General features: G+C 66.0%; 13 protein-coding genes. All 13 read left to right on the top strand.

What is annotated here, in order from left to right:
- Positions 1-268 precede the first annotated feature (268 nt).
- Entirely contained in the window at positions 269-967 is a 699-nt protein-coding gene (locus tag ABGB17_RS17280) for an ATP-binding protein (protein WP_347630587.1), read from the top strand.
- Positions 964-1,974: a thymidylate synthase gene (locus ABGB17_RS17275; RefSeq protein WP_347630585.1), complete on the top strand. Its 1,011-nt coding sequence runs from the start codon at positions 964-966 to the stop codon at positions 1,972-1,974. The genes ABGB17_RS17280 and ABGB17_RS17275 overlap by 4 nt, the downstream gene beginning before the upstream one ends.
- On the top strand, positions 1,971-3,707 hold the full coding sequence (locus ABGB17_RS17270; protein WP_347630583.1) for a carbamoyltransferase C-terminal domain-containing protein: 1,737 nt from the start codon (positions 1,971-1,973) through the stop codon (positions 3,705-3,707). Before ABGB17_RS17275 ends, ABGB17_RS17270 begins: the two co-directional genes overlap by 4 nt.
- Complete coding sequence (locus ABGB17_RS17265) at positions 3,704-4,771, top strand: hypothetical protein (protein WP_347630581.1); 1,068 nt, start codon at positions 3,704-3,706, stop codon at positions 4,769-4,771. The genes ABGB17_RS17270 and ABGB17_RS17265 overlap by 4 nt, the downstream gene beginning before the upstream one ends.
- Before the next feature lie 84 nt (positions 4,772-4,855).
- Positions 4,856-5,368 (top strand): topology modulation protein, encoded by a 513-nt coding sequence (locus ABGB17_RS17260; RefSeq protein ID WP_347630579.1) that lies wholly within the window; start codon positions 4,856-4,858, stop codon positions 5,366-5,368.
- Positions 5,369-5,402: 34 nt separating this feature from the next.
- Entirely contained in the window at positions 5,403-6,230 is an 828-nt protein-coding gene (locus tag ABGB17_RS17255; protein WP_347630577.1) for a class I SAM-dependent methyltransferase, read from the top strand.
- An 11-nt stretch (positions 6,231-6,241) separates the two neighbouring features.
- On the top strand, positions 6,242-7,000 hold the full coding sequence (locus ABGB17_RS17250; protein WP_347630576.1) for a phosphotransferase: 759 nt from the start codon (positions 6,242-6,244) through the stop codon (positions 6,998-7,000).
- Positions 6,997-7,644 carry a histidine phosphatase family protein gene (locus tag ABGB17_RS17245; RefSeq protein WP_347630575.1) on the top strand — a complete coding sequence of 216 codons (648 nt, stop codon included), beginning with the start codon at positions 6,997-6,999 and terminating at the stop codon, positions 7,642-7,644. Before ABGB17_RS17250 ends, ABGB17_RS17245 begins: the two co-directional genes overlap by 4 nt.
- Complete coding sequence (locus ABGB17_RS17240) at positions 7,641-8,483, top strand: aminoglycoside phosphotransferase family protein (RefSeq protein ID WP_347630574.1); 843 nt, start codon at positions 7,641-7,643, stop codon at positions 8,481-8,483. The genes ABGB17_RS17245 and ABGB17_RS17240 overlap by 4 nt, the downstream gene beginning before the upstream one ends.
- Positions 8,484-8,566: 83 nt before the next feature.
- Positions 8,567-9,703, top strand: a complete 1,137-nt coding sequence (locus ABGB17_RS17235) for a hypothetical protein (RefSeq protein WP_347630573.1) — start codon at positions 8,567-8,569, stop codon at positions 9,701-9,703.
- A 256-nt stretch (positions 9,704-9,959) separates the two neighbouring features.
- Positions 9,960-10,765 (top strand): IS5 family transposase gene (locus tag ABGB17_RS17230; protein ID WP_347628319.1). Its coding sequence is split into 2 segments (ribosomal slippage): positions 9,960-10,305 and positions 10,305-10,765, totalling 807 coding nucleotides; the frame shifts between segments, so codons are not numbered across the junction.
- 387 nt (positions 10,766-11,152) lie between these two features.
- Entirely contained in the window at positions 11,153-11,905 is a 753-nt protein-coding gene (locus ABGB17_RS17225) for a hypothetical protein (protein WP_347630572.1), read from the top strand.
- Positions 11,906-12,461: 556 nt separating this feature from the next.
- The gene (locus tag ABGB17_RS17220) at positions 12,462-12,800 is read left to right on the top strand and encodes a hypothetical protein (RefSeq protein ID WP_347630571.1); all 339 of its coding nucleotides are present in this window, start codon (positions 12,462-12,464) and stop codon (positions 12,798-12,800) included.
- The last annotated feature ends 93 nt before the right edge of the window (positions 12,801-12,893 follow it).

Raw genomic sequence — 12,893 nt, 5'->3', positions numbered from 1 at the left:
AAACCTTTCCCCAACTCTGCCAACCCGCACGCCCCAAGACACCCTCTGTGCTCTCTTCTGCGCCGACGGCCCAAAGGGTTCCCTTGTGGTCGTACTCGGTCCAGGACGATTCGCGAACAGCGGCCGCTCCCTGATCCGAAGACTGCGCGAACCCGGATGCGCCTCCGCCAACTGCCGAGGGGCGGCACCGGGTCGCGAGCCCAATCACGACACGAGCGAGAGCCAGCGACCGCGCACTGGGCTCCTCTCCCAACTCGGGAGGCACACCATGTCCCCGGTATCAACCCCGCGCAGCAGTCTTGTGCTGACCGGCACCCCCCAAGCCGTCAAGGTTGCGCGGTCGCACACCGCCGATGTCCTAACGCGATGGGGCGTCCAAGGAGACGTCGTAGAGACGGTGCAACTCGTGGTCTCGGAACTGGCGACCAACGCCGTGCGGCATCCGCAGGAGAGGCAGGGACAGGCACTCGTTGCCGCCGAGCACGGCAGCGGGCCGGCCTTCGAGCTGTCCTTGGAACTCACGGGCGACACCGTCAAGGTTTCGGTGTGGGACCAGGACTCCACGCCACCGGTACGGAAGCAGGCCGAGGTGGAGGCGACAGGAGGACGAGGAGTTCTCCTCGTCGAGGCGCTGAGCAAGTGCTGGGGGCATCACCCGGCCCCCGGCAGGCCGGGCAAGGTCGTATGGGCCGAGGTCGCGTTCAGTCCCGCCAGTTTCGGCGCCTTCGGCGAGGGGTCGCTCATGGCACAGGGAGAACCCCCTGGGTTACGCACTCCAGGACCGTCACAGGAAATGAATCGTCACTCGACAGTCGGCGTCAGTGTGCAAGCGGCCCACCCCCGGCTGCTGCTGACCAAGGAAATAGGGTCGCCGCTCTCGTTGGCGGCCTCTGACACCGTCCTCGGTGGCCGGCAGGCCCCCTTCGACGTCACCTGGCCGGCAGTGCGCGGGACACCCTCTGAGTGACCTTGCTGATCGACATGCACTTCCTGAGCCCCACGCTCTCCGGAGCCGTCTCACAAGAGGAAACGTACGTGACTACCATCTTGGGCGAGACCATCGCCGATCTGTTCACCAGCGCAGTGAAGCTGACCCTGCGAGGGCAAAAGGTCAGTCCTCGGGGCATGGCCACCCTAGAACTCCTGGACGTGCGGCTGCAACTGGCCCAGCCTCGTGCCCGGCTGCTGTCAGCCCCGCCCGCGCGGGTTCTCAACACGGCATTCGCGGTCGCCGAATGTGTATGGATCCTTTCGGGGTCAGATGATCCGTGGATTTACGGCTACAACAGTCGGCTACGCCAGTTCGCGGAGGACGACGGCATCCTGCGGGGCGCGTACGGGCCCCGGATGCGCCGCTGGGCCGGCCATATCGACCAGCTCGCCCAAGTGCTGACGACGCTGCGTGCCGACCCGGACTCTCGGCGAGCCGTGATCCAGCTTTATGACCCGATCCGTGACGGCGGCGGTCATCGGGACGTGCCGTGCACTCTGGGCTATCGCTTTCACCTCCGGCACGGCCGGCTGGACATGGTGACCACGATGCGGAGCAACGACCTGTGGCTCGGATTCCCTTACGACGTGTTCACCGCCACCGTCCTGCACGAACTGATGGCCGCCTGGTTAGGGGCCGAGCTGGGCACCTACCGCCATCACGTCGATTCGCTCCATCTGTATGAGCGCGATCTGGAAGCGGCTGCCACGCTCGCTCAGATCGGCGCCAGCCAGGTCATGGCCTCGCTGTGGACTCCATGGGAGCACTTCGACGAGCTACTTGCGGCTGTCCAGGCCGGCGAGCCGGTCGGTCATCAGGGCTGGGACGCGATGACTGCCGTCCTGGTCAGCTACAGGAACTGGAAACGTGGCGAGCGCACCGACGCGGTCCAGGCCACGGGCGGCATCGAGGGCCCACTCGGCGCAGGTTTGCGCACCTGGTACGAGACCCTGCTCAACGACGCCCCCGTGGTGATTGCATGAAGCCGTCGCTTCGCGGCCGTGGCCCCCGCGTCATCCTGGGCCTGTGCTCTTACACGCATGACTCCTCCGCTGCCCTCCTCGTCGACGGCGACCTCGCAGGCTTTGTCGAGGAGGAGCGGCTGTCGGAGGTCAAGCACACCCACGCTTTCCCTGTGCACGCCGTCGAATGGCTCCTGTCAGAGGCGGGCATCGGTCCGGAGCAGGTGACCGACGTCGCCTACAACTTCCACGGTCCCCGGTATCTGTCCGCGGTAGCGAGCGCGCTCCCCATGCTCGCTCACCCCGCCACCAGGGAGCGCGCCCTGCCGCGAGCTATCGCTTTCACCAAGGTGGGTGTCCGTACGATCCGCCGTACCCGACAGCTCGGCCGCTGCTTTCCGCATGCTCATGTCTGGCCGCTACGGCATCACCGAACGCACCAGATGTACGCCTTCGCCGCGTCAGGGTGGTCGAGCGCGGCCGTTCTGGTCGTGGACAGTCTCGGCGAGACGCAAACCACCACTGTCGCAGTAGGTCGCCATTCGCAGCACGGACGTCCTGCGTTGTCTCCAGTGCTCGCGCTACGCGACCCTGCCTCGCTCGGCTATGCCTATGGTGCGGTCACCGAACACCTGGGATGGCGGCGCGGCGACGAAGAAGGCACAGTGATGGCGCTGGCCGCGCTCGGGGACCCTGCCCGCTTTCGCGCTTTGTTCGAACGCGCGATACCGATCACCCGGTCCGGATTCGCGCTGAACCCTGCTTATTTCGCCCCACGAGTACTGTCGTCGAAATTCCCTCGGCTCACGCCATGCTTCACCATGCAGACCTGTCCTGCCCGCATCCCGGCGGCAGTGATCTCGCAGGCCCACAGGGATCTTGCCGCTGCCCTTCAGGAGCGTACAGAGCAGGTGATGCTTCACCTGGCCCGATTGGCCTCGGATCGTACGGGGGAGCGACGGCTCTGCATCGGCGGAGGCGTGGCCACGAATTGTGTCGCCATTGGAAAGATCATCAAGGCTGGATACTTCGACGAGGTCTTCGTACCGCCCGCCCCTGGTGACGCGGGCACGGCGATCGGCGCTGCCGCCACCGTTCATCTTCGGGTCGACCGGCGACCCCTGTCGGGAATCGTCGGCAGTTGTTACCTCGGGCCGGCCTTCCCGGACACCACGCTGGAACTGACGCGCTGGCCTCAGCTCACGGAACTGCCGTTCCCCGGAGATCCGGCCGAATTCCTCGCCGAACAGCTCGCTCAGGGCCGCATCATCGGCCTGTTCCAGGGCCAGGTGGAGGCCGGCCCCCGCGCACTGGGTAACAGATCGATCCTCGCCTCCCCACTGAAGCCCGATGTGGTGGCCCGGCTGAATGACACGGTGAAGTTCCGTGAGCCGTTCCGCCCGTTCGCCCCCGTGGTTCCGGCCGAGCACGCGGCCGACTATTTCACCCTCGGGCAACCGGCGCCGTTCATGTCGATGGCATCAGGTGTCACCGAACTGACCCGTAAGCGGATTCCGGCGGTCATGCACGCCAATGGCACCGCTCGCGTCCAGACTGTCACCGAGGATGGCAACCCTTTCCTGCACGATGTGCTGATGTCGTTCGGTCGCCGTACCGGCGTGCCTGTGTTGATCAATACGTCACTCAACGTCAAGGGCAAGCCGATCTGCGGCACGCCCGCCATGGCGTTGGACTGCCTGGCCGAGAGCGGACTGGACGCGCTGCTTCTGGAAGGCCGGTGGATCACCAAATGAGAATCGGCTACAGCTTCTGGGGATTTCTCGGACCGGGCATCACCGACACCCCGGACGGCGGGCGCAGCCATCGGCGCCCCTTCCTCGATGCCATCATCGGCGCCGGCCACGAGGTCGTGCTACTTCAACCGGACCGCGACCTCGCCGAAGCCGGAGACGCCGTCGCGTCCAGCTACCGGTTCCACGCGGGCCTGCCGGACATCGAGGTGCTCTTCCTGGAGTGGCGCTGGCCGATCGCCGGCCGTAACACCACACCGTGCGGCACCCCCGGGCACACCTGCGACCTGCATCGGCAAGACCAACTGGTCGCCCACTACATCGACAGTCTCGGCACGCCGACGATCCTCTGGGACAAGGACCGGCAGTTGCCCGCCCACGCTCCCTTACGGCACCACAGGCGCGTCATCGTATGCGAGGCGGCCCTCACCCCGACCGCGGGGGCTCGCTCCCTGCTCCTCCCCTTGGACGATGCCCGACTGCAAGGGGCCTACCCTGTGGCACTTGCCGCGAGGGAGCGCCCGCACCCTTTGTGCTACATCGGTAATCAATACGACCGAGACGAAGCTTTCGATACCTACTTCGTTCCGGCGGCGGCCCGCGTGCCGCACCTGGTGGCCGGCAAGTGGAGCGATGTCAGCCGCTGGCCCGGAGTGAACTTCATCGGTCGCGTTCCGTTCGACGAGGTCGAAAAGATCTACTCCCGAAGTTTGGCGACCGTGCTGCTGCTACCGGATCGATACGCAGTAGCCGGACAGATGACCCAGCGAATCTTCGAGGCGGTCCTGGCCGGGTGCGTTCCGCTGGCGCCTGCCACGATCTCCCAAGCGGACGCGTTCGTCCCTCCACAGATGGTCGTGAACGACGCGACAGACGTCGTTCGCGCTCTGCTCCAGCTCGATGAGATCACCGGCGGCACTGAACACGCCGAAATGATCAATGCCTGCCTGGACCGGCTCGAGATGTTCCGGCTCAGCCGTCAACTACAGGTGGTGCAGGAGATGCTGGAGGACCTGGGCAGCATTCGCTGCCGCGGTCGGTCCGGGGAGACGAGGGCGGGCCGATGAGACCGCTTGATCTGCATCTTCGGTGTTCAGGGCGCGAGCGTAACTCGTCACCAACCATGTCGCCCGCAGCTATCGTGGAGGACCATGCACATGAACCGGGTCGCCATTGTGGGGTCCGGCGGCAGCGGCAAGTCGCACGTGGCGCGCGAACTAGGTCGCATCCTGGGCGCGCCGGTCACTCATCTCGATGCCGTCTACTACGACGACGAGTGGAACCCGACGCCCCAGGACAAGTTCGAGGCGGTCCAGCGCCAACTCGTGTCCGAGCCGCGATGGATCATCGACGGCAACTACAACAGCACTCTGGAGATAAGGCTCCAGGCGTGCGACACCGTGGTGATGATGGACGTGCCGACCCGAATGGCTCTCTGGGGAATCCTGTCCCGCCAGGTTCGGCACGGTGGCGGGCAGCACACCGCGGGGGTCTACAACCGGGTCAACCGCGATGTGATCACATACGTGGCCACCTACCGGCGGCGCATGCGGCCACGGGTCCTCTCGAAGATCGACCAGCATGCCGCTGGCAAGCCGCTGGTGTTGCTCACAGATCGCGCGCAGACGCACCGCTGGCTGGAGAAGGTAGCCGCCGGCCGTTGAGCCGACGTCAGGGCCGTCCAAGCGGAGGACGGCCATGACGCCGATACGCACCGCTTTCACCGACGCAGCCACCACCGCAGGCCTGTACCGCGACAGTCGTCGCCTCGCCGCCCGCACTTCCGCTCTGCACTCCGCCAAAACAGCTGGACGGCCTGTCGCCGACGTCATCGCGGAACTGGCCGCGCGTCATCTCACCACCCCACAGACGGCGCTGATCACCGACATCGGGTGCGGACGGGGTACCACCAGCCGCGTACTGACCGAACAGCTTCGACCGCGACGGCTGCTCGCGATCGACGCGTCACCGGCGATGCTCGCCGCCGCCCGCGCCCGCGCTGCACGGCACGCCCTCATCGCGTTTGTGCAGGCCGACTTCCGCGAACTTCCGCTACGTGACGCGAGCTGCGACCTGGCCGTGGCCGCATTCTGCCTCTACCACGCTCCCGATCCCCGCCTGGCCGTCGCCGAGATCGCTCGCGTCCTCACTCCAGACGGTACGGCCATCCTCGTGACCAAGTCCGCCAACAGCTATCGGGCCCTCGATGAGTTGGTAGCCGCCGCAGGACTGGATCCGATCGCCACCAAACGTCCAAGCCTCTACGCCGCCGCACACAGCGGCAACCTGGCCACTTTGACCACACCTTTTCTCCACGTCAGGCAGGTGCAGCACGAGGTGCACCGCTTCACCTTCACCGGCGCTGATCACCTCGCCGACTACCTCGCCACCAGCCCTAAATATGACCTGCCGCCTGGTCTGCTCGGTAATCCGGGAGCCATCGCGACGGCGCTACGCGCGGCCCGGGCGGATGAGCAACTGGAGACCACATCCACCGTCACGTATCTGATCGCCACAGGCAGATGACCCTTCCCGCCATGAGCTGCGCAGAGACCTTCACCAAGTGGTACGCGAACAGCGAGGACCTCCGACAGGCCGCAGCCCACCACGCCTGGCTCAGCGAACACGCCCACCCGCTCCGGCAACCACCTATCGTCGCCGTCCACCCTGACCGCATTGACTTCACGTTTCTCCATGGCCGGCACGCGAGCATCATGGACTTGGGCGTCGTCGCAGCCCTTCTCGGACGCGCTCACGTCAGCGCGTGGACGAGTGACCTGCACCAGGCGAGGCTCACCGCGCCGCATGCGTTGCCCGGCGGGCGTGTGCTGGCCGACTTCGTCTCCCCGCGCGTCGCCGCCCTGCGTCGCCGGCAGCTCGCCGGGTTGGCCACCGAACGACAGGTGGAGGCCGTCCAGCCGCTCTTCGCCCCCGCTTCTGATGAGCCGGTCGCTTTCTACAAGGACACCAACCCGCGCAACGTGCTCATCACTCCCGCTGGGGAACCGGTCATGGTGGACATCGACGATGTCACCTTGGCCCCGTTCGGCTATGACCTCGCCAAGCTGGTGGTCACCCTGGCGATGACGTATGGCGCTATTCCAGCCGACTGCGTCACTACCGCCCTGGCCGCCTACAACAGCCCTTTACTCACACGCGGTCTGCGACCCGTCTCAGAGAACCGACTGCTCGACTACGCCGAACTGCATCACCTGCTCACCCGGCCCTACCTCGGCATGGGCGGCTATCGCCATCCATGGCCGACCGTCCGCTCCACACTGGAGAAGCTACGGTGATCGTCACAGAACTGGTCTTCGTCCGGCACGGCGAAGCGCAATGCAACGTCGACGGCATCGTCGGCGGGCCCCGGACCTGCACCGGCCTGACCGACCTCGGCCGCCGTCAGATGGCCGTCACCGCAGCCCAGCTCGCCATCGAACACGAGGCCGCCCGGTTCACCCACCTGTACGCCGGGCCACGCCTCCGCCTGCGTCAAAGCGGCCGGATCCTTGCCGACGCTCTGAACCTGCCGCTGACAGTGAGCACCAGTTTGGACGGACCAGTGCACGGCGAAGCGGACGGCAAACCCTGGCATGCGATCAAGACACTCTTCCGTGGCGGCCCTCATGCCCATCCCGACCGCCCATGGGCGCCTGGGTCCGACACATGGAACGGATACCTCCACCACGCAGGAACGATGCTCGCGGCTTTGATCCGCCGCCATGAGGGCGAGCGGCTGCTGTTCGCCGTCCACGGTGAAACCGTGCTGACTGCCCACACCTTGCTGCTGGAGCTCCGGCCGGGCGTGACAGCGGGCTTCACCGTCGACCATGCGTCAATCACCCGATGGGATCAGCACCGCAACCGGTTCGGCGCCGAGCGCTGGATGCTGGCCCGCCACAACGACACCGCCCACCTCACCTCGTCGAGCACCCCATGACGGCTCTCGACGGGCGCGTGCTCGCCACCGCCCGCCGCACGCTAGGCCCTCTCACGCCTGTGCCCGACGCGTCCCTGCCACCACACCTGCTTCTCGTGGCGACCGCGGACGGCCGGCGTTACGTCCTCAAGAGACACAAGACGCCTCACCGCTTCCAGGCCGAGGTTCACGCTTACGCCTCCTGGTTGCCGCATCTCGCGGACCACACACCCACTTTGATCAGTGCCGACGCCGCAACCCTGTCTCTGCTGCTCACCCACGTCCCGGGGCGAAGCGCCACACAACTTCCTGGAGGCTCACCGGCGGAATGGAACGCTCACCACGCCGCCGGCCGTGTCCTCCGCCTGATTCACCAGATACCGCCCGGGCCGCACCCCAAGCCGGATGTAGCCGTCTATCTGGCCGAACGCATGCGCTGGTGGTCAGTTCGAGCCCGTAACTCCTCCCTCATCTCGACAGCCCAACTTCGCGCCTTACACATCAAGGCCGACGTCCTGGCTGCCACCACCCTGGACAGAGCGGTGTGCCACCTCGACTACCAGCCTCGCAACTGGATCGTCACTCCCAACGGAGCCGTCACCGTCGTGGACTTCGAGCACACCCGCCTCGACGCCCGCATTCGCGACTTCACCCGCCTTTGCTGTCGCAACTGGATGATCGAGCCCCGCCTGCGCCAAGCCTTCTTCAATGGTTACGGCCACCACCCCACGCAAGAAGACCAGGTCCAGCTTGGACTGTTCGCCCTTCTGGACGCCATCACCGCACTGGTGCGCGGTCATGAGACCGGCGACCCCGAACTCCTTGCCCACGGTCGGACCGTACTGACTCGCCTACCTTGAGAAGCTGGGCGTTTCGACAAACGAGGCCGTTATCGTGCGATGGGCGTCTTGCGGTTGATTGACCGTCCCTGTACTCGTTGACCATGACGGCGTCATGGCCTGCGGACAGCCTGGAGCTGGCACGTCTGGTCAGCGTGCTCGGAGAGCTCACCATGGAACCGACGGCCACGCTCTTCGACGAGGGCAACCCCCGGCTGTTCCGTGCCGGCTCCGCGCCGCACGACCCACGGCTTGGCGGCATCCAGGCGCTCCGCGGCCTCGGGGAGACCTTCTACGAGGGCGTACGGCACGAGGCCGGCGGTCTCAGCCCTTCATGGATCACGTTAGGTACACCGGGAACTGCGCTGCCATCGCCTGTGACAGGGGCGACCCTGGTGCCGCTCGCGAGTGCCCAGTGGTCGCCCGAGCAGGACGTCTGGATCAGCCGGCTGCTGCCCTACTCGGATCTGACCGTGTTCGTACTGCCCCTGCGCGTCAGCGAGACCTACACCACGTACTCGGAGTCGGCGACCCGGCACGACTACCACCTGGCCGCCGACGTGCTCGAGTTCAACAAGCACTACGAGAGCGCGGTGCGCGCGGGGCGGGCGGTCTTCCTGCCGCGCGAGTTCTTCGTGCACGACGAGACGGCCATGTGGTCGGAAACCAGCCGGTACTTCGCGCCGTACGCGCCGTCCGTCCAAGACGCCGTGTTCGTGCCCGCCAACCAGGCCGCCCGGCTGCCCGGCGGGCTGGAACCGCTGACGTTGTCCCGGCTCATGCTGCCGTACTTCGAGGGCGCGACCCCGGAGACGCTGATCAAGCTACGAGAGAGCGAGAACGAGGCATTCAGCCGTTTCGCGTACTGGATGCGGGCGAAACTGAAGGAGTTCGACGAGGCGCCATCCGAGGCGGCGATCAGGGACATCGTCGCCGAACTGGACTACGGCGTCGCCGAGCTGGCGGTGGAAGCCAGGAAGCTGAGCCGGGGACGGCTGCTGAACGGGGTTCATGTCGGATTCTTCTCGATCAGCATCGCGGTGGTGACCATGAACCCCGACCCATTGGCGCAGCAGATCGCCGGGATAGTCGGCTCGGTCTCTCTGCTCGACCTCGTCCGCGAATTCGTCGCGAGTCGCGACGCCCGCGACGACCTGCGCAAGAGCGAGTTCTTCGTCCCCTACCTGATCAAGCGGCCCGACGGCCTCGGCCGGGTACGGCGGCGGCGCCGCCGGAACTGAACGGCCGCGCCCCGGCTGCCCGCCAATCTTTCAGCACCCCTCCCGTTACCGCTCCTGATACTCCTCCGATTGATCCTGCCGTTTAATCAGGCCTGCCATGACGTGCATCTATGCAGGTGGCAGACGAATCGCGGGGCCGGAAGCGGCACCGACTGGATGAGGGTGCAGCTCTCTCTTAGAGCTCCTAACAGAATGATCTCTGTTGTGCTTTGATCTCTCGCTGTAGCGGTGGCGAGAGGGGTGGGTCGTGGCGCGGCTGAAGCCGTGGGAGGTCAGTGACGAGTTATGGGCGGTCATCGAGCCGTTGCTGCCCAAGCATCAGCGGCGGGTCCGCCATCCGGGACGCAAGCGGCTGGATGACCGCCTGGCCTTGCAGGGCATCCTGTTCGTCCTGCACACCGGGATCGCCTGGGAGCATCTGCCGCAGGAGCTGGGGTACGGCTCGGGTATGACCTGCTGGCGGCGGCTGGCCGAGTGGAACAAGGCCGGGGTCTGGCAGCGCCTGCACGAAGTGCTGCTCGATCGGCTCCGCGCCGCCGACGCCCTGGACTTCTCTCGCGCCGCGGTGGATTCTTCCCACATCAGAGCGCTAAAAGGGGGGCGCAGACCGGTCCGAGCCCCGTCGACAGAGGCCGGTTGGGCAGCAAGCATCACCTGATCACCGAAGCGACCGGCGTCCCGCTGGCAGTCATCCTGACCGGCGGCAACCGCAACGATGTCACCCAGCTGGTGCCGTTGCTGGAGGCCGTCCCAAACGTACGCGGCAAGCGTGGCCGGCCTCGCAGGCGTCCCGATGTCGTCCTGGCCGATCGCGGCTACGACCACGACAAGTACCGCAAGCAGGTCCGAGCCCTGGGCATCCGACCGCTCATCGCCCGCCGAGGAACCGAGCACGGCTCCGGCCTGGGCAAACAACGCTGGGTCGTCGAACAGACCTTCGCCCTGCTGCACCACTTCCGACGGCTGCGCATCCGCTGGGAGATCCGCGAGGACATCCACCGAGCCTTCCTCAGCCTCGGCTGCGCCCTCATCTGCTGGCGACGCCTCACCTCATTGCGTTAGGAGCTCTTATAGGGCAGGGGCGGGCGGAGAAGGCTTTGATTATCTATGTCGGAGTCGCCTTTTGTGGCAGAGAAGCTTTTTCTGTTATGGCTCGCCTTTCTGTCCCGCCTCTCTGTATCTATTGCGGCGGCTGCATCTGATTGTCAGCTGATAGCCCGCTGGATAGGCTTATTGGGCGCCGGATCTGGACAGGTAAAACCCTGTGGCGCCAGCGGGATTTCATTGATTCGATCTCTGTTTTGCGATTCAATTGAATTAGTCAGGAAGGGTGGATGACATGTAAACCGCGCACATGTCCCGAACGATCGGAGGAGCTCAATGTCGGGGTGGATTTTCGGAAAGTACGTCCCGTCCAATGTCCCGGGGGCAAACCTTACCCCTGAGGACATGGCGCGCGTCACCGTAGCGGACTGGGAAGACATCCGGAAGCTCGCGCGCGGGTACTGCCGCACGGTCGATTCCACGCGGTCGCGTAAGCGCATGGATGGAAGCGCCACCGTCGTCAAGGAAGGTCACGCACCCTACGGCACCGATGACGTCTCGGACGACGTCACCCAGGACGCCGTTCTCCTCTTCGCTCAACGGCTCCGCGACGTTCTCTCCTCCTGCGCTCGGGCGCCGGAGAGCGGTCCGGCGCGGGAGTCTCAGGCATGGATCTACGTCCGCAAGGACGGCGCGGAGATGACCATCACGCGCGTCACGCTTCAGCGCTGGGCTGTGCGGGACGCGGCGGCGCGGAACGGGTACCGGCTGGACGTTCCACCAACCGAGATCGATGCCACACCTGGCGCTCAGGTCATGCGGGGTCTGCCGCATGTCGAGAACGCGGCGCGTGCGGCCGTGGCGTACCACGCTTCGCAACACAGCGCGGAGATCTTCAGGACGGCGTTCGGGGACGGACAGGAATTCCCCGTGCTCCGGGACGCGCTGACCATCGCGACGCAGGCGGAGGACTTGGGGCGTGCGGGCATCCTGGCGCGCATGGCGCAGGCGCGGCACGGCGGGGCCTACGGCTCCCGCCGTGCGGTCATCCGAACCAGGGATGCCGCGCGTACGGAGTGGCAGGAGCTCTCCGGGCGCTTGGATGAGGCCAGAGACGCGCTGGTGTACGGGGGTACCCTCAGCGCCGAGAGCGACTGACAGAGCTTCACAGAGCGCCCGGAGCCGAATGGCTCTGGGGCGCTTTGCTGTGTGCCATAAGTGCGCTTATAAATCTTGAATTCTTCGGACGGTTGGGCCGTGTGCCCTCCCGTATTTATGTGAGAGCGAAATCGCTGACGGTACGCGCCGGACGGTGCGCGCCACGCTGTGCCATACGACGCAGCGAGCTACGCCTCATACCGTGATGTAGACGCATACGGAGCAGGCGGGCATCGGATAGAACGCCATGCGCGTGCGGTGAAAGAATCTTGCCGGGCGCGGACGGTCGGGCCATTCCGGTCCCCGTATTCAAGTGAGGGCAAGACACCGTGACGTGCGCGGTGCTCGCCTGACTCACACGGTGTTGACAGCACCGTGGCTGTTCGTCGGCGGAGAGTTCGCGTCTGGCTCTCCGCGTCCGGAACGACGCAATGAGACGGCTTCATATTCAGGTCCGCATGGGGCTCGCTGGTTGAACCCGTGGACGGCGAACTGACACGCCACATCGCTGTGGCCTGGGCGTAGGGCTCGGGCCCTGTCGTTCACGGGAGTCCGCATGGACATCAGCCAGGCGCTAGTGAACATGATCAGGTCGGAGCTGCTGCGCAAGGATTTCTCCACGGGGTCGAAGGGTTTCTACGGCTCCGCCAAGGTCGTCGCAGGAGGGGTCCGGTATCAGGGCCAGGCACAGGCGGTGCTCGTCGGCTCCAAGCTGGACCCCGACGCCGTGGTGGAGGCGACGGCTGAGGAGATGGCGGCAGCTCTGGCCGATGTGTTGACTGGCCTCAAGCCGCGCACCTTCAAGAGCGGCCGGACCGGGTTCCGGGCCGCGGCCAAGGTGGAGCTGCACGGGCAGCGGTACCAGACCAGCGTTCAGGCGGTCCGCCTGTCCTGACCGTGCGGCGTGCCGGGATCTCGCGTGTCTCCCGGGCGCCCACTGGAGGACGGCCACGCCCCGATCGCCGGCCTGTGGATCTCAGCCGCACTT

This window comes from Sphaerisporangium sp. B11E5 (assembly GCF_039871875.1).
Classification (GTDB): domain Bacteria; phylum Actinomycetota; class Actinomycetes; order Streptosporangiales; family Streptosporangiaceae; genus Sphaerisporangium.
This window is presented reverse-complemented; position numbering and strand designations above follow the sequence as displayed.

Coding starts and splice junctions, on each gene's coding strand:
- ABGB17_RS17280 (WP_347630587.1), top strand. CDS start 269: ATGTCCCCGGTATCAACCCCGCGCAGCAGTCTTGTGCTGACCGGCACC.
- ABGB17_RS17270 (WP_347630583.1), top strand. CDS start 1,971: ATGAAGCCGTCGCTTCGCGGCCGTGGCCCCCGCGTCATCCTGGGCCTG.
- ABGB17_RS17265 (WP_347630581.1), top strand. CDS start 3,704: ATGAGAATCGGCTACAGCTTCTGGGGATTTCTCGGACCGGGCATCACC.
- ABGB17_RS17260 (WP_347630579.1), top strand. CDS start 4,856: ATGCACATGAACCGGGTCGCCATTGTGGGGTCCGGCGGCAGCGGCAAG.
- ABGB17_RS17255 (WP_347630577.1), top strand. CDS start 5,403: ATGACGCCGATACGCACCGCTTTCACCGACGCAGCCACCACCGCAGGC.
- ABGB17_RS17250 (WP_347630576.1), top strand. CDS start 6,242: ATGAGCTGCGCAGAGACCTTCACCAAGTGGTACGCGAACAGCGAGGAC.
- ABGB17_RS17240 (WP_347630574.1), top strand. CDS start 7,641: ATGACGGCTCTCGACGGGCGCGTGCTCGCCACCGCCCGCCGCACGCTA.
- ABGB17_RS17235 (WP_347630573.1), top strand. CDS start 8,567: ATGACGGCGTCATGGCCTGCGGACAGCCTGGAGCTGGCACGTCTGGTC.
- ABGB17_RS17225 (WP_347630572.1), top strand. CDS start 11,153: ATGGCGCGCGTCACCGTAGCGGACTGGGAAGACATCCGGAAGCTCGCG.
- ABGB17_RS17220 (WP_347630571.1), top strand. CDS start 12,462: ATGGACATCAGCCAGGCGCTAGTGAACATGATCAGGTCGGAGCTGCTG.